The organism is Pantoea sp. Cr_R13 (genome assembly GCF_029222565.1).
GTDB classification, from domain to species: Bacteria; Pseudomonadota; Gammaproteobacteria; order Enterobacterales; family Enterobacteriaceae; genus Pantoea; species Pantoea eucalypti.
This window is the reverse complement of record NZ_JARHXL010000018.1, coordinates 1-16,726: the sequence shown is the minus strand read 5'-3', so window position 1 is coordinate 16,726 and position 16,726 is coordinate 1. Positions and strand designations below refer to the sequence as shown.

Below are 16,726 nucleotides of genomic sequence, written 5' to 3'. Positions count from 1 at the left end.
GATATGGCTGAACCCCGTTTTATACATCTGCGTGTCCACAGTGACTATTCGATGGTTGATGGCCTGGCAAAAACCGGGCCGCTAATCAAGAAAGCGGCTGCCCTTGGCATGCCGGCGATAGCGATTACCGACTTCACTAACCTCTGTGGCCTGGTGAAATTTTACGGTGGCGCACACAGCGCAGGGATAAAGCCAGTCATTGGTGCCGATTTTAATGTTGCCAGTGAGCTGATGGGGGATGAGCTGACACAGCTTACCGTGCTGGCATCCAGTAATACCGGATATCAGAACCTGACGCTGCTGATCTCCCGTGCCTATCAGCGCGGTTATGGCGTGGACGGACCCATTATTGATCGCGACTGGCTGATCGAATTGCAGGAAGGATTAATACTGTTGTCGGGTGGGCGACGCGGCGATGTAGGTCGTAGCCTGCTGCGCGGTAACAATGCGCTGGTGTCGCAGTGCCTGTCGTTTTACCAGCAACATTTCCCCGATCGCTACTACCTGGAGCTGATCCGTACTGGCCGACAGGACGAAGAGAGCTATCTGCATGCGGCCGTTGAACTGGCGATTGCAGAGGGAATACCGGTCGTTGCCACCAACGAAGTCTGCTTTATCAATGCAGAAGATTTCGATGCGCACGAAATTCGCGTTGCCATTCATGACGGCTATACGCTGGATGATCCCAAGCGTCCGCGCAACTACAGTCCTCAGCAATATATGCGCAGCGAAGAGGAGATGTGCGAGCTGTTCTCGGACATCCCGGAAGCGCTGGAGAACAGTGTAGAGATTGCTAAGCGTTGTAACGTGACGGTGCGACTGGGCGAATATTTCCTGCCACAGTTCCCGACCGGTGACATGACTACCGAAGATTATCTGGTGGTGAAATCCCGCGAGGGGCTGGAAGAGCGCCTGGCGTTCCTGTTCCCGGACGAAGCTGAGCGCGCAGAAAAACGTCCGGAATATGATGAGCGTCTGGAGATTGAGCTCACCGTTATTAACCAGATGGGATTCCCTGGTTACTTCCTGATCGTAATGGAGTTCATCCAGTGGTCTAAAGATAACGGCGTGCCGGTCGGTCCGGGTCGTGGTTCCGGTGCCGGTTCGCTGGTGGCCTATGCGCTGAAAATCACCGATATCGATCCGCTGGAATTTGACCTGCTGTTCGAACGTTTCCTGAACCCGGAACGCGTCTCGATGCCCGACTTCGACGTCGATTTCTGCATGGAGAAGCGCGATCAGGTAATCGAACACGTCGCTGATATGTACGGACGTGAAGCGGTTTCCCAGATTATCACCTTCGGCACCATGGCGGCGAAAGCGGTTATCCGCGATGTGGGCCGCGTGCTGGGTCATCCTTACGGCTTTGTTGATCGCATTTCAAAACTGATCCCGCCCGATCCCGGCATGACGCTGGAAAAAGCCTTTATTGCTGAACCGCAACTTCCTGCGATGTATGACGCAGATGAAGAGGTGAAAGCGCTGATCGATATGGCGCGTAAGCTGGAAGGGGTCACGCGAAACGCCGGTAAACATGCGGGTGGCGTGGTCATTGCGCCAACGAAAATCACGGATTTCGCGCCGCTTTACTGCGATGAACACGGGCAGTTCCCGGTCACCCAGTTCGATAAAAATGATGTGGAATATGCCGGCCTGGTGAAGTTCGACTTCCTGGGTCTGCGTACGCTGACCATCATCGACTGGGCGCTGAAGATGATCAACCCGCGCCGGGAGAAGCAGGGGCTGGAGCCGATCGATATCGCCTCAATCCCGCTTGATGATAAGAAAAGCTTCGATATGCTGCAGCGCTCGGAAACCACAGCGGTATTCCAGCTTGAATCGCGCGGCATGAAAGATCTGATTAAGCGTCTGAAGCCCGACTGCTTCGAAGATATGATCGCACTGGTGGCGCTGTTCCGTCCTGGCCCACTGCAATCTGGCATGGTAGATAACTTTATCGACCGTAAGCATGGCCGTGAAGCGATCTCTTATCCCGACATTCAGTGGCAGCACGAAAGCCTGAAGCCAGTACTGGAACCGACTTACGGCATCATCCTCTATCAGGAACAGGTGATGCAGATCGCCCAGGTTCTCTCCGGTTACACCCTGGGCGGCGCAGATATGCTGCGACGCGCCATGGGTAAAAAGAAACCCGAGGAGATGGCCAAACAGCGCTCCATATTCCGCGATGGTGCCGAAAGCATGGGCATCGACGGCGAACTGTCGATGAAGATCTTCGATCTGGTAGAAAAATTTGCAGGTTATGGCTTTAACAAGTCACACTCTGCGGCTTACGCACTGGTCTCCTATCAGACCCTGTGGCTGAAAGCGCACTATCCGGCCGAGTTCATGGCAGCGGTGATGACCGCCGATATGGATAACACCGAGAAAGTGGTGGGCCTGGTCGATGAGTGCTGGCGGATGGGGCTGAAAGTCCTGCCGCCCGATATTAACTCAGGTCTCTATCCCTTCCATGTTAATGACGCGGGCGAGATCGTTTACGGCATCGGCGCGATCAAAGGCGTGGGTGAAGGCCCGATTGAAGCGATTATCGACGCCCGTAACGAAGGTGGCTATTTCCGCGAACTGTTTGATCTCTGTGCCCGTACTGACACTAAAAAGATCAACCGTCGGGTGATGGAAAAACTGATTATGTCCGGGGCTTTCGATCGCCTTGGGCCGCACCGCGCCGCCCTGATGAGTTCACTCAGTGACGCGTTAAAAGCCGCCGATCAACACGCGAAAGCGGAGGCGATTGGCCAGGCAGATATGTTTGGCGTGCTGGCGGAGGAGCCGGAGCAGGTTGAGAAATCATACGCTAGCGTCACGCCGTGGCCTGAGCAGGTGCAGCTGGATGGTGAGCGGGAAACGCTGGGGCTATATCTTACCGGCCACCCGATTAATCAGTATCTGAAAGAAATTGAGCGTTATGTTGGCGGGGTGCGTCTGAAAGATATGCATCCTACCGATCGGGGTAAAATTACCGTGGCGGCTGGTCTGGTGATCGCCGCGCGGGTAATGGTCACCAAGCGCGGCAACCGAATTGGTATCTGTACTCTGGACGATCGCTCCGGTCGTCTTGAGGTGATGTTATTTACCGATGCGTTAGATAAATACCAGCAGTTGCTGGAGAAAGACCGAATCCTGATCGTCAGCGGACAGGTCAGCTTTGATGACTTCAGTGGCGGGCTTAAAATGACCGCGCGTGAAGTCATGGACATCGACGAAGCTCGCGAAAAATACGCGCGCGGACTTGCTATCTCGCTGACGGACAGGCAAATTGATGACCAGCTATTAAACCGGCTCCGTCAGTCCCTGGAACCTCATCGTTCAGGGACTATTCCGGTGAATCTCTACTATCAGAGAGCCGACGCGCGAGCGAAACTGCGCTTTGGTGCAGCGTGGCGAATTTCGCCCAGCGATCGTTTACTTAACGATCTGCGCTCGTTGATTGGATCGGAGCAGGTGGAACTGGAGTTTGACTAGAACAGGAACATTATGAGTCTTAATTACCTGGATTTTGAACAGCCAATTGCAGAACTGGAAGCGAAGATCGATTCGCTGACTTCAATTGGTCGTCAGGATGATAAACACGTTAATCTGGATGAAGAAGTTCAGCGTCTGCGTGAGAAAAGTGTTGAGCTGACCCGTAAAATCTTCGCTGATTTGGGCGCATGGCAGATTGCTCAACTGGCGCGTCATCCGTTACGTCCTTACACCTTTGACTATGTTCGCAACGCCTTCGACGATTTCGATGAGCTGGCGGGCGACCGTGCTTATGCGGATGACAAAGCGATTGTGGGCGGGATTGCGCGTCTTGATGGACGTCCGGTGATGATCATCGGGCACCAGAAAGGCCGTGAAACCAAAGAGAAGATTCGCCGTAACTTCGGCATGCCAGCACCGGAAGGCTATCGCAAAGCGCTGCGCCTGATGGAGATGGCTGAGCGTTTCAAAATGCCAATCATCACCTTCATCGACACACCGGGTGCGTATCCTGGCGTGGGCGCGGAAGAGCGTGGGCAGTCTGAAGCGATCGCCCGCAACCTGCGTGAAATGTCTGGCCTGAAAGTACCGGTTATCTGTACGGTTATCGGTGAGGGCGGTTCGGGCGGTGCGCTGGCGATTGGCGTGGGCGATAAAGTGAATATGCTTCAGTACAGCACCTATTCAGTGATCTCGCCGGAAGGCTGTGCCTCCATTCTATGGAAAAGCGCGGACAAAGCGCCGCTGGCTGCTGAAGCGATGGGCATTACCGCTCACCGTCTGAAAGAGCTGAAGCTGATTGACTCAGTGATCCCTGAGCCGCTGGGTGGTGCACATCGCCGTCCGGTTGATATGGCGCAGTCTCTGAAGCAACAGCTGCTGGCTGATCTGGCCGATCTCGATGGATTAAGCACTGAAGAGCTGCTGGATCGTCGTTATCAGCGCCTGATGAGCTACGGCTACGCCTGATTCAGACTCAACCAATCAGCAAGCGGACTTCGGTCCGCTTTTTTTATGCCGTGGGTTTATCGCGGTACGCTGCCTGATGCCTTTCAGCCTCATCTGATCGTCCCCTTGCTACACCTTCCCCTGGTTAGCGGTTATGCTTGTCCGGTTGCACAACAATCACGGAGATGGGCATTGAATATTCTGGCGATCATGGGCGCGCACGGCGTGTTTTATAAAGATGAACCGTTACGCGAACTCGACGCGGCGTTAAATCTGCAAGGCTTCCAGCTGCTTTACCCGAAAAACAGTGACGATCTGCTGAAACTGATCGAACACAATCCGCGTATCAGCGGCGTCATCTTCGACTGGGACGCGCACAACAGCCCGGAACTGTGCGGTGAGATTAATCAGCTCAATGAATACCTGCCACTGTATGCCTTTATCAACACCCACTCGCAGATGGACATCAGCATCAATGAGATGCGCATGCCACTGCACTTTTTTGAATATGCGCTGAATGCTGCCGAGGATATCGCGCTGCATATCCGGCAGTATACCGATGACTATCTCGACCACATTACGCCGCCGCTGACTAAAGCGCTGTTCACCTATGTGAAAGAGGGCAAGTACACCTTCTGCACGCCGGGCCATATGGCGGGTACCGCGTTTCAGAAGAGCCCGGTAGGCTGCCTGTTTTATGATTTCTTCGGGGCCAATACCCTGAAGTCAGATATCTCAATTTCCGTTACAGAGCTGGGTTCGCTGCTGGACCACACCGGTCCACATCTTGAAGCGGAAGAGTATATCGCACGCACTTTTGGTGCTGAACAGAGTTACATGGTGACCAACGGCACCTCAACGTCGAACAAAATTGTCGGCATGTATGCGGCACCGTCGGGCAGCACCGTACTGATCGATCGCAACTGCCACAAGTCACTGACGCATCTGCTGATGATGAGCGATCTGATCCCCATCTGGCTGAAGCCGACCCGCAATGCACTGGGGATTCTCGGCGGGATTCCAAAGCATGAATTCACCCGCGAGAGCATTACACAAAAAGTCGCGACGACCGATCGCGCCACGTGGCCGGTTCATGCGGTAATCACCAACTCCACTTACGATGGGCTGCTCTATAACACCCAGTACATTAAAGAGACGCTGGATGTGCCGTCGATTCACTTCGATTCAGCCTGGGTGCCTTACACCAATTTCCATCCGATTTATGCCGGGAAAAGTGGTATGAGTGGCGAGCGCACCCCGGGCAAAGTGGTGTATGAAACGCAATCGACCCATAAACTGCTGGCGGCGTTTTCGCAGGCATCCATGATTCACATTAAAGGCGACTACGACGAACAGACGTTTAACGAAGCCTATATGATGCACACCACCACGTCGCCCAATTACGCCATCGTCTCCTCCATTGAAACTGCTGCTGCGATGCTGCGCGGTAATCCCGGCAAGCGGCTGATCAATCGCTCGGTGGAGCGTGCGCTGCACTTTCGTCGTGAGATTCAGCGCCTGCGTGAAGAGTCCGACAGCTGGTTTTTCGATATCTGGCAGCCGGAACAGGTCGACGAAGCGCAATGCTGGGCGATCCAGCCCGGCGACGAGGATTGGCACGGATTTACGCAGGCCGATCGCGATCACATGTACCTCGATCCGATCAAAGTCACTATCCTGACGCCAGGAATGAGCGAGCTGGGAGAGATGGCAGACGAAGGGATCCCGGCAGCGCTGGTGGCGAAATTTCTTGATGAGCGCGGCATCGTGGTCGAGAAAACCGGCCCCTACAACCTGCTGTTCCTTTTCAGTATTGGCATCGACAAAACCAAAGCGATGAGCGTGCTGCGCGGTCTGACTGAGTTCAAACGCGCCTACGATCTCAATCTGCGGGTAAAGAACATGCTGCCTGATCTCTACGCTGAAGATCCCGACTTCTATCGCAACATGCGCATTCAGACGCTGGCACAGGGGATCCATCAACTGATCCGTCATCATGACCTGCCGCGACTGATGCTGCAGGCATTTGATGTCCTGCCCGAAATGAAGATGACGCCGCATCAGGCGTTTCAGCAACAGGTGAAGGGCAACATCGAAACGGTGGATCTCAGCGAACTGGTCGGGCGGGTGTCAGCCAACATGATTCTGCCTTATCCACCAGGCGTGCCACTGGTGATGCCTGGAGAGATGATTACGGAGAAGAGCCGTGCCGTGCTCGATTTCCTGCTGATGCTGTGCAGTATCGGCCGGCATTATCCGGGCTTCGAGACCGATATTCACGGTGCCAGTCTGACGGAAGAGGGCGAGTATCGCGTCCGCGTGCTGAAAAACGATCCCGTATAAACCTTTAAACGACTAATAGCGGCAGGGTGTCTGCGGACAGCCTGCCCGAATCAGGATATTCAACATGTTGCAGTTAACCGCTATTCACCACATCGCCATCATCGCTTCCGACTATCAGCGCAGCAAAGCGTTTTATTGTGATGTGCTGGGCTTTCGTCTCATGGGCGAATATTACCGTGAAGCGCGCGACTCCTGGAAAGGCGACCTGGCCCTGGAGGATCGCTACACTATTGAGCTGTTCTCTTTTCCTGAGCCGCCGGCGCGCGTCAGTCATCCCGAAGCGTGTGGCCTGCGTCATCTGGCCTTTACCGTGCCGGATGTGGCCGCCGCTGTCGCAACGCTGGCCAGTAAAGGCGTAATCTGCGAGCCGATTCGCATCGATGAACTGACGGGTAAACAGTGTACGTTCTTTGCCGATCCGGATGGTTTGCCGCTGGAGCTTTATCAGGCGTAAAATAGCGCGCTCAGCGGGCGACATTCAGTGGCCCGACTTTCTGGATTCTGCCATGCCTTTGCCCGCTTTTGACGCCATGTTGCAACCTGATGCCGCGCTGGTGGTCGCCTTCAGTGGCGGACTCGATTCAACCGTGCTGCTGCATCAGCTTCGCGGCTGGCAGCAGCAGCATCCCGAATCCCATCTGCGGGCGTTACATGTTCATCATGGGCTTAGCCCGAATGCCGATTGCTGGGCAGCGCACTGCCTGTCGGTATGCGAGCAGTGGCAATTGCCATGTGAGGTACTGCACGTTACCGTGGATGGCAGGGAAAACGGCATTGAAGCAGCCGCCCGCACCGCCCGTTATCAGGCGCTCAGTGCGGCACTGTTGCCGGGTGAAGTGTTACTGACCGCGCAGCACCTCGACGATCAGTGTGAAACCTTTCTGCTGGCGCTGAAGCGCGGCAGCGGTCCGGCCGGGCTGGCGGCGATGCCTGCTGCGCGTGCGCTGGGTTCGCATCAGCTGCTGCGTCCACTGCTGAATCAGTCGCGGCAGTTGCTTGAAGCCTATGCCAGAACCCATCAGCTGCTGTGGATCGAAGATGAAAGTAATCAGGATCTTCGCTACGACCGTAACTTCCTTCGTCAACGGCTGCTGCCGGCGCTTTACCAGCGCTGGCCCCATTTTGCCGAGGCGACAGCCCGAAGTGCGGCGTTGTGCAGTGAGCAGGAGCAGTTACTGGATGAACTGCTCGCCGGACAACTCAATGAGCTCATCCAGCCAGATGGCAGCCTGCACTTTCCGCCCTTAATGGTCATGAGTGAGTTGCGTGCTAATGCGTTATTGCGCCGCTGGATCGCCGGGCAGGGCGGCAGGATGCCCTCCCGTGAAGCGCTGAAACGTATTCGCGATGAAGTCATGGCGAGCCGGGAGGATGCGCAGCCGAAGCTGCGATTCGGTCAGGCTGAACTCCGCCGCTACCGTCAGCAGCTCTACTGGCTGCCGTTGCGCAGTTCACTGCGCGACACCGAGCTGGCATGGCCCGATCTCAGCCAGCCGCTGGTGTTACCGCAGAATCTCGGCACGTTGCACGCCAGCCAGGCGCAGAGCCTGTTGCGTTATCCTCAGCCGGATGAGCAGGTCAGCGTACGCTTTCATGCGCAGGGTCACGTTCATCTGGTGGGCCGTCAGGGTGGAAGGGAAATGAAAAAGCTGTGGCAGGAGTTGCAGATACCTCCGTGGGAGCGAGAACGGCTGCCGTTAATCTTTTATAACCAGACGCTGGTCTGTGTTCCGAATCTGTTTGTCACCCACGCTGGCGCAGCTGTTGATCAACAGGGCTGGCAGATAGTCTGGGACAGGGCATGCAGCGCAGGGGAACAATAATAATGAAGCAATGGTTTATCGCCTTTTTAGTGGGCGCCGTATTACCGGCGTGGGCTGCGGGCGATGCGCAACGCGGCGCACAAAAAGCAGGGAGCTGCATGGCCTGCCATGGTGCAGCAGGTAAAGCGGCTTTGCCCCTCTATCCCAATCTGGCCGGGCAGCACGCAACTTATCTGGAACAGGCTTTGCACGCCTACAAAAAGGGCGAGCGCAATGGCGGCCAGGCTGAGGTGATGAAGGCATTTGTAGCGGGATTGAGTGACGGTGATATAGCTGATCTGGCGGCGTACTACAGTTCGTTGCAGCCCTGAGGGTTAACAGGGCGGGAAGGTCCCGCCCGTGATGCGTCTATTACTCAGCGCTGACAACCACCGTACCCAGTTCGGGATGGGTAAAGCTGGCAATATGGTCGAGACGTAATTCGCGATGTTCACCGGAAAGATCGATAGCCAGATATTCCACGTTCTTGCGTGAAAAAATCTCTTTGGCCTTTGCCTTGAGCTGTTCGCCATCTTTCATTTCCAGCGACAGCATCCAGGTGTTCTGGCAGGCGAGTTCCAGATTATCGTAGTCATCACAATTGATAGGTTGGTACGCTTCATTTATCAACATAGTCGCTCACCAATAAGTTAGCAGCGGCGTAGGCCGCCTGTTCCCTGACAGAAGAGTTTAGCTCAGTATTTGCGGCAATATCATTAAGTGCCTTCAATGCGCAGCCAATCGCATCCGAAATGTAACCTAAGTCTCCGCTGCCGATTTCGGCATATTTCCGGCGAACTAACTCACAATAATTTTGCACATGGCCCCCCTCAGCAGAGCGTCGATACTCTGGTTAACTGGCGACTATATCATAGCCATTTAGAGGAAATCAGCCTGCGTAAAGCAGGAACAGTGCGCGAATCACTGCTAAAGTGACAGATTCCGCTGTCTGGGACGGAATGAATCAGAGCACAAAAGGTTAATTTGATGAACAGGTTATCGGAGGTCAACGTGATTAAGGTGTGGGGAGCAAGCTGATGATTATGCTATCCCGTTCGGTTGAGATTCCGGAGAGTGAGATCGAGCTGACGGCTATTCGCGCTCAGGGCGCCGGTGGACAACATGTCAACAAAGCCAGCACGGCCATTCATCTGCGCTTTGATATTGCGGCTTCTTCGCTGCCCGCGTTTTATAAAGAGCGGCTGCTCACTGCCAGTCATCATTTGATTACCGGAGATGGCGTGGTGGTGATCAAGGCGCAGGAGTATCGCAGTCAGGAGATGAATCGTGAAGCGGCGCTGCAACGTCTGGTCAATCTGATCCAGGAGCTGAGTACCGTGGAAAAAGCCCGGCGCGCCACGCGGCCGACCCGCGCCTCGAAAGAGCGTCGTCTGGAAGGAAAAGCCCGTCGCAGTTCGACGAAATCGATGCGCGGCAAGGTGCAATAAAAAACGCCCCGCAGGCGGGGCGTTTGAGTACTGATCAGGCAGCTCAGCGTGACTCTGGCAGCAACGAATAAGCGCATGGTGAAGGGAACAGTGTCAGAAGAGGAAAGCGTCCCGCGCCAGGACGGCGCGGACCGAGCATGCCATGGATGGGGGCTTTTGCGTCTTTCCGATCTGACCCTGTTTCCTGAGCAGATACGGAATTACAGCAACCGGGCAAACTCTTAAGCTGTTAGAGGCCACACAAGCAAGTTATCTGACCTTTCCTTCACAATTTACTTGTTCAGCGCTTTCAGCAGGAATTCAACAATTTCATCCTGCTTAATCATCTGCTTCTCACCGGCACGACGTGATTTGTATTCAATCTCCTGGTTGTCGAGATTGCGATCGCCGATGACGATGGTGTGTGGTACACCGATCAGTTCCATATCGGCGAACATCACGCCCGGACGCTCTTTACGGTCATCCAGGATAACTTCAACGCCTTTGGCACGCAGCGTGGCATATAACTCTTCTGCCAGCTCTTTAACACGGAACGATTTCTGCATATTCATCGGCAGAATCGCCACCTCGAACGGTGCCAGTGCGGCTGGCCAGATGATGCCACGATCGTCATGGTTTTGCTCAATGGCTGCCGCCACCACGCGGGTGATGCCAATGCCATAGCAGCCCATGCTCATCACCTGATTACGGCCATCTTCACCCTGAACGGAGGCTTTCAGCGCGTCAGAATACTTAGTGCCGAGCTGGAAGATGTGACCGACTTCAATACCACGTTTAATCTGCAGCGTGCCTTTGCCATCCGGACTTAAATCGCCTTCGACCACGTTACGGATATCCGCAACGCTGGCCAGCGGCAGATCGCGCTCCCAGTTAATGCCGAAGTAGTGTTTACCATCGACATTGGCACCGGCGCTGAAATCGCTCATCTTCGCCACGGTACGGTCAGCAATGATCGGCATCTGCAGACCCACAGGCCCGATTGAACCCGGACCCGCACCCACTGCGGCGCGAATCTCTTCTTCCGTCGCGAACACCAGCGGCGATGCAACGATGGCTGACTTCTCTGCTTTGATCTCGTTTAACTGATGATCGCCGCGAACCAGCAGGGCAACCAGCGCGTGACCGCTCTCTTCTGCACCTTTAACAATCAGCGTTTTCACTGTCTTTTCAACAGGTACATTGAATTGCTCAACCAGCTCCGCGATAGTTTTTGCGTCTGGCGTCTCGACCAGCTGCATCTCCTGCGACGGTGCGGCACGTTCACCGGCGGGTGCGACGGCTTCGGCCAGCTCAATGTTAGCGGCGTAATCAGAATCGGTAGAGAAAATCACATCATCCTCACCGCTCTGCGCCAGCACCTGGAACTCATGTGATGCGCTGCCGCCGATAGAGCCGGTATCGGCCTGCACAGCACGGAAATCCAGTCCCATACGGCTGAAGATCTGACTATAGGCGCGGTACATCGCGTCATAGGTTTCCTGCAGCGATGCCTGCGACGTATGGAACGAGTAAGCATCTTTCATGATGAACTCGCGTGAACGCATCACGCCAAAACGTGGACGCACTTCATCACGGAATTTGGTCTGAATCTGATACAGGTTGAGCGGCAACTGCTTATAAGAGCTCAGTTCGTTGCGGGTCAGGTCAGTGACCACCTCTTCATGCGTCGGACCCAGCACGAACGGACGCTCGTGGCGATCGGCAATACGTAACAGTTCCGGGCCATACTCCTCCCAGCGACCGCTCTCCTGCCACAGGTCGGCGGGCTGCACAACCGGCATTAAAATCTCAACAGCGCCCGCGTTGTTCATCTCTTCACGCACGATGTTTTCGACTTTTTTCAGCACGCGAACCCCGGTCGGTAACCAGGTGTACAAGCCAGAAGCCAGTTTGCGGATCATACCGGCGCGCAGCATCAGCTGGTGGCTGATCACTTCAGCGTCGGAAGGCGTCTCTTTCTGAGTAGAGAGCAGATATTGAGTAGTACGCATTGATTACGGTTCCAGTTGATCGGAAAGTCACAGACAGAATTTTGCTGGCGGCTAGTGTACCAGTGAGATCACCGCCTCAAAAGCGGGTTTTAACGCGGGTCGATAGCGATCACTTCAGTACCGGCATCATCAATGCGCCAGCGGACATTAAAATCCATCAGCCAGGCCGCATATTCCCGCGCCTGCGTTTCGCCCTGACGATAAGCCGGGCGGGGATCCTGTGCCAGCACTTCACGGATAAAGCGTGCCAGATTGGGGTAGCGCGACTGCTGCTGAAGCTGCTGCTGGGCCAGTGCGGAGAAGCGAACCGGCATATCAGCCGCAGGGGCCGCCTGAGCAAAACCTGCCTGGGCATGAGGCAGCGCTTCGGCAAAAGGCAGATAAGGTTTGATATCCACTACCGGAGTACCATCGACCAGGTCCAGACTGCCAAGCTGCAGAATCACCTGCTGCTTCTCAATCCTGATACCTTTCAGTTCAACCAGCGACATCCCAATGGGATTGGGACGGAATGTTGAACGTGTCGCAAAAACACCCATGCGCGCATTGCCGCCCAGACGGGGAGGGCGAACCGTGGGACGCCAGCCACCTTCCATCGTCTGATGGAATACAAACAGCAGCCAGAGATGGCTGAACGCTTCCAGTCCACGTACCGCTTCCGGCTGATTGTAAGGTGGCTGCAGATGAAGCTCGCCGCCGCCATCCTGCACCAGGCCTGGCTGACGCGGTACGGCAAACTTCTCCTTCCACGGCGAACGGATTACCCCAATTTGCGCAAAGGCGAATTCACTCATTGATTGCTGACTTTCAGCGCTGAACCCTGACACACCGCCTGGCGATAGCAGCCTGGTGTGCCGGTAACGATTTCACACTGATGCAGCAGCACTGCATTGGCTTTCATCTGTGATGCTTTGATCTGCAGACGTTTCCGTGCTGTAGCGATATTGGCCGGGGAGTTCTGATTGCTCATCTGGCAATCTTCAGCGGAGACTTCACCCAGATCGCGGAACGGCTTACTGACAAGATCGGCGGCATCGGTATAGAGCTTAACGGGTGCGGGTCGTGCCACAGGCTTATGGGTCGGTTCACTGGATTGCTGCGGCCGGGACGGTGCGCTGCTTATCGGGTGATACTCATGAACACACCCTGTCAGCATCAATGCTAACAAGCAGAGCGGTAAAAAACGCATGGCAACATCCTCAGGTTTCAAAAAGTGGCGTTATTGAAACAAGGACAAGAATAAATAACAAGTCGGGCAGGGCACCCAATAGCAGAAAGGGCGGCATAGCGCCGCCCTTAGAGAGATCACGGACTGAATTACCAGCCTTTAACCGCGCCGCCGTTAAAGACTTTATTTGCTTCTGCGTTAACTTCGTCAGACTGGTAAGCCTTGACGAATTTCTTCACGTTTTCCGCATCTTTATTATCTTCACGCGCGACAATCAGGTTCACATAAGGTGAATCTTTATCTTCGACGAAAATGCCATCTTTCGCTGGCGTCAGGCCAATCTGGCTGGCGTAAGTGGTGTTGATCACCGCCAGAGCAATCTGCTGATCGTCCAGTGAACGTGGCAGCTGCGGCGCTTCCAGCTCAACAATTTTCAGATGCTTAGGGTTCTCAGTGATATCCAGTGAGGTTGGCAGCAAGCCCACGCCATCTTTCAGTTTGATCAGACCGACTTTCTGCAGCAGCAGCAGTGTACGGCCCAGGTTGGTCGGATCGTTTGGAATAGCAACCTGCGCGCCATCCTGCAGCTCATCCAGTGATTTGATCTTCTTCGAATAGCCCGCGATTGGGTAGACGAAAGAATTACCCACTGAAACCAGCTTGTAGCCACGATCTTTGATCTGCTGATCAAGGTAAGGTTTGTGCTGGAAGGCGTTAACGTCGATATCGCCTTTGCTCAGCGCTTCATTCGGCAGAACGTAGTCGTTGAAAGTGACCAGCTCAACGTCCAGACCATACTTATCTTTCGCTACTTTCTGCGCGGCTTCAGCAACCTGCTGCTCAGCACCGACAATCACGCCCACTTTGATGTGGTTAGGGTCTTTCTCTTTTTGATCGCAACCTGCCAGCGCAATCGCGCCAATCAGTGCACCCACAGCGGCAATTTTCTTGAACCTGAAAGACATATCCTTTCCTTCTTAATAATGTGATATTGCTTACTTATGGGACACAGCATGCACGATGCGGTCGCCACAGAATTGAATGAGATACACTAAAACCACTAACAACACTAATACCGTATTCATCACAGTGGCGTTATATCCGATATAACCATACTGATAACCGATCTGGCCCAAGCCACCGGCACCCACCGCGCCACCCATGGCGGAGTAACCGACCAGCGTAATCAGCGTGATGGTCGCCGCATTCACCAGGCCCGGCATCGCTTCCGGCAGCAGAACTTTACGGATGATCTGCATTGGCGTGGCACCCATGGCACGTGACGCTTCAATCAGGCCGGTTGGCAGTTCCAGTAAGGCATTTTCAACCATACGCGCAATAAACGGCGCAGCACCGACGGTCAACGGCACGATAGCCGCCTGCAGTCCGATTGAGGTGCCGACGATCACGCGGGTAAAGGGAATCATCCAGACCAGCAGGATAATGAAAGGAATCGAGCGGAAGATATTTACCAGCGCGGAAAGTACGCGATAAAGTCCCTGATTCTGAAGAATCTGTCCTGGACGGGTCACATAGAGTAAAACGCCGACTGGCAGGCCCAGCACAAAACCGAAAAAGCCTGAGACGAAGGTCATCATCAGCGTTTCCCACACGCCCCGTCCCAGCAACCACATCATCGCTTCAGACATAACCTAACACCTCTACTTTCACATGATTCTCCTTCAGCCAGGCAATCGCCTCGCGGGTATCGCTCTCTGTGCCGTGCATTTCTGCCAGCATAATGCCGAACTTCACGCCACCGGCGTAATCCATCTGCGCACTGATAATGTTGTTATTCACGTTGTAACGGCGGGCCGCTTCGGAAAGCAGCGGCGCATCAACCGATTTACCGGTGAATTCCAGTCGCAGCAGCGGCACGGTATTTTCAGATGCGGTGGCAGAAAGACGCTGCTGGTAATCATCCGGGATATCCAGATGCAGCGTGGACTGAATAAACTGCTGCGCCAGCGGCGTTTTAGGATGAGAAAAGACTTCGCTGACACTATCTTTCTCAATCAGCTCACCGTGACTGATGACAGCAACCTGATCGCAGATGCGTTTAACGACATCCATCTCATGGGTAATCAGCAGAATCGTCAGCCCCAGGCGGCGGTTGATGTCTTTGAGCAATTCCAGAATTGAGCGTGTGGTCGCGGGATCCAGTGCGCTGGTCGCTTCATCACACAGCAGGACCTTGGGATTACTGGCCAGGGCACGAGCAATCGCGACGCGCTGCTTTTGTCCGCCCGACAGATTGGCGGGCCAGGCATCATGCTTATCGGATAATCCCACCAGTTCCAGCAACTCAGTGACGCGAGCGTTGATCTGCGCACGCGAGAGATTACCCAGTTCCAGTGGCAGAGAGACATTGCCCGCAACCGTTCGTGAGTTCATCAGGTTAAAATGCTGGAAGATCATGCCGATCTGGCGGCGCGCCTGGGTTAACTTGCGTTCGTTGAGTGCGGTTAAATCCGTCCCATCTACCAGTACGCGGCCCGAGGTTGGGCGCTCCAGCAGGTTAACGCAACGAATCAGTGTACTTTTACCGGCACCGGAAGCGCCGATAACGCCATAAATCTGTCCGGCAGGCACATGCAGGCTCACATCCGTTAATGCCGGAATAGTCCGCGAGCCTTGCTGAAACACTTTGGTGATATTTTCAAGTTTAATCATTATGTTATTAATTATCGTATTGCGTTGTCCGTGGTGTGGGAAACCTCGTCGCTTTTGTTCATTATAAAAGCTGGATGGATGTTAAGGCATCCAGACGTCTAAATCAATGGAAGTGATTCAATCTGACATTCTCCCTTTTATAGCAATCATGCGATACTGATCGGCAATTTTTACAGCAGGAGTTTCTACGTGGCGAATAAAGTCCCCGCTATTTTTCTTGATCGTGATGGCACCCTTAATGTCGATAATGGCTATGTCCATGAGATTGATGACTTCCAGTTTATTGACGGCACCATTGAAGCGCTGCAACAACTGAAGGCAATGGGATATGCGCTGGTGGTTGTGACCAATCAGTCTGGTATCGCGCGCGGTATGTTTACCGAAGATACCTTTATGCGGCTGACTGAGTGGATGGACTGGTCGCTGGCCGATCGCGACGTTGATCTTGATGGCATCTATTTCTGTCCTCACCATCCTGAAGCAACAGTTGAAGCGTTTCGTCAGGAATGTGACTGCCGTAAGCCGCAGCCAGGCATGCTGCTGACGGCACAGGAAGAGCTGCACATTGATATGGCTGCTTCTTATATGGTGGGTGACAAGCTGGAGGATATGCTGGCCGGGCAGGCTGCCGGTGTGGGCACCAAAGTGCTGGTGCGCAGTGGCAAACCGATTACCGCTGAAGGTGAAGCCGCAGCAGATTGGGTAATTAATAGCCTTGCAGAGCTGCCAGGACGCATTAAAAAGGCTTAAAACGGCGCTTTTGTGCAAATTTCAGGCGAACAGTGAAAAAGTTGTAATTTGCACTTGCGCTATCTCAGCCGTTCCCTATAATGCGCCTCCACTGACACGGCAAACCGGAAACGGAAA

Annotated in this window: 16 protein-coding genes; 8 read left to right on the top strand and 8 right to left on the bottom strand. The window is 54.3% G+C overall.

Annotation, left to right across the window (positions count from 1 at the left end; all coding sequences use genetic code 11):
• Positions 1-3: 3 nt before the first annotated feature.
• From dnaE to P2R09_RS17035, 6 genes are all read left to right on the top strand, one after another.
• A complete protein-coding gene (gene dnaE, locus P2R09_RS17060; protein ID WP_003852631.1) occupies positions 4-3,486 on the top strand; it encodes a DNA polymerase III subunit alpha in 3,483 nt (1,160 codons plus the stop codon).
• Positions 3,487-3,498: 12 nt separating this feature from the next.
• The gene (accA, locus tag P2R09_RS17055; protein WP_003852630.1) at positions 3,499-4,455 is read left to right on the top strand and encodes an acetyl-CoA carboxylase carboxyl transferase subunit alpha; all 957 of its coding nucleotides are present in this window, start codon (positions 3,499-3,501) and stop codon (positions 4,453-4,455) included.
• A 171-nt stretch (positions 4,456-4,626) separates the two neighbouring features.
• Positions 4,627-6,777 (top strand): lysine decarboxylase LdcC, encoded by a 2,151-nt coding sequence (locus P2R09_RS17050; protein WP_275771473.1) that lies wholly within the window; start codon positions 4,627-4,629, stop codon positions 6,775-6,777.
• A 64-nt stretch (positions 6,778-6,841) separates the two neighbouring features.
• A complete protein-coding gene (locus P2R09_RS17045; protein WP_003852628.1) occupies positions 6,842-7,231 on the top strand; it encodes a VOC family protein in 390 nt (129 codons plus the stop codon).
• 52 nt (positions 7,232-7,283) lie between these two features.
• Positions 7,284-8,600 carry a tRNA lysidine(34) synthetase TilS gene (gene tilS, locus P2R09_RS17040; RefSeq protein ID WP_275771470.1) on the top strand — a complete coding sequence of 439 codons (1,317 nt, stop codon included), beginning with the start codon at positions 7,284-7,286 and terminating at the stop codon, positions 8,598-8,600.
• Positions 8,601-8,602: 2 nt separating this feature from the next.
• On the top strand, positions 8,603-8,911 hold the full coding sequence (locus tag P2R09_RS17035) for a cytochrome c (RefSeq protein WP_275771468.1): 309 nt from the start codon (positions 8,603-8,605) through the stop codon (positions 8,909-8,911).
• 40 nt (positions 8,912-8,951) lie between these two features.
• On the opposite strand, the gene rof is transcribed toward P2R09_RS17035, so the two are convergent.
• Both rof and P2R09_RS17025 read right to left on the bottom strand, forming a co-directional pair.
• Positions 8,952-9,212, bottom strand: a complete 261-nt coding sequence (rof, locus tag P2R09_RS17030) for a Rho-binding antiterminator (protein WP_008925644.1) — start codon at positions 9,210-9,212, stop codon at positions 8,952-8,954.
• Positions 9,199-9,399, bottom strand: a complete 201-nt coding sequence (locus tag P2R09_RS17025) for a YaeP family protein (RefSeq protein WP_275771464.1) — start codon at positions 9,397-9,399, stop codon at positions 9,199-9,201. The genes rof and P2R09_RS17025 overlap by 14 nt, the downstream gene beginning before the upstream one ends.
• Before the next feature lie 217 nt (positions 9,400-9,616).
• Here P2R09_RS17025 and arfB point away from each other — a divergent pair, with 217 nt between their 5' ends.
• The gene (gene arfB, locus P2R09_RS17020; RefSeq protein WP_003852622.1) at positions 9,617-10,027 is read left to right on the top strand and encodes an alternative ribosome rescue aminoacyl-tRNA hydrolase ArfB; all 411 of its coding nucleotides are present in this window, start codon (positions 9,617-9,619) and stop codon (positions 10,025-10,027) included.
• 272 nt (positions 10,028-10,299) lie between these two features.
• On the opposite strand, the gene proS is transcribed toward arfB, so the two are convergent.
• From proS to metN, 6 genes are all read right to left on the bottom strand, one after another.
• Positions 10,300-12,018 (bottom strand): proline--tRNA ligase, encoded by a 1,719-nt coding sequence (proS, locus tag P2R09_RS17015; RefSeq protein WP_275771462.1) that lies wholly within the window; start codon positions 12,016-12,018, stop codon positions 10,300-10,302.
• Between the two features lie 89 nt (positions 12,019-12,107).
• Positions 12,108-12,812: a tRNA (N6-threonylcarbamoyladenosine(37)-N6)-methyltransferase TrmO gene (tsaA, locus tag P2R09_RS17010; RefSeq protein ID WP_182629974.1), complete on the bottom strand. Its 705-nt coding sequence runs from the start codon at positions 12,810-12,812 to the stop codon at positions 12,108-12,110.
• Entirely contained in the window at positions 12,809-13,207 is a 399-nt protein-coding gene (gene rcsF, locus P2R09_RS17005) for an Rcs stress response system protein RcsF (protein ID WP_003852619.1), read from the bottom strand. The genes tsaA and rcsF overlap by 4 nt, the downstream gene beginning before the upstream one ends.
• Before the next feature lie 128 nt (positions 13,208-13,335).
• On the bottom strand, positions 13,336-14,151 hold the full coding sequence (locus P2R09_RS17000; RefSeq protein ID WP_003852616.1) for a MetQ/NlpA family lipoprotein: 816 nt from the start codon (positions 14,149-14,151) through the stop codon (positions 13,336-13,338).
• Positions 14,152-14,181: 30 nt separating this feature from the next.
• Positions 14,182-14,835 carry a methionine ABC transporter permease MetI gene (locus tag P2R09_RS16995; protein ID WP_003852613.1) on the bottom strand — a complete coding sequence of 218 codons (654 nt, stop codon included), beginning with the start codon at positions 14,833-14,835 and terminating at the stop codon, positions 14,182-14,184.
• Complete coding sequence (gene metN / locus P2R09_RS16990; protein WP_275771453.1) at positions 14,828-15,859, bottom strand: methionine ABC transporter ATP-binding protein MetN; 1,032 nt, start codon at positions 15,857-15,859, stop codon at positions 14,828-14,830. The genes P2R09_RS16995 and metN overlap by 8 nt, the downstream gene beginning before the upstream one ends.
• A 189-nt stretch (positions 15,860-16,048) precedes the next feature.
• Between metN and gmhB the strand changes: the two genes are divergently transcribed.
• Positions 16,049-16,609: a D-glycero-beta-D-manno-heptose 1,7-bisphosphate 7-phosphatase gene (gene gmhB, locus P2R09_RS16985; protein ID WP_275771451.1), complete on the top strand. Its 561-nt coding sequence runs from the start codon at positions 16,049-16,051 to the stop codon at positions 16,607-16,609.
• Positions 16,610-16,726: the final 117 nt, after the last annotated feature.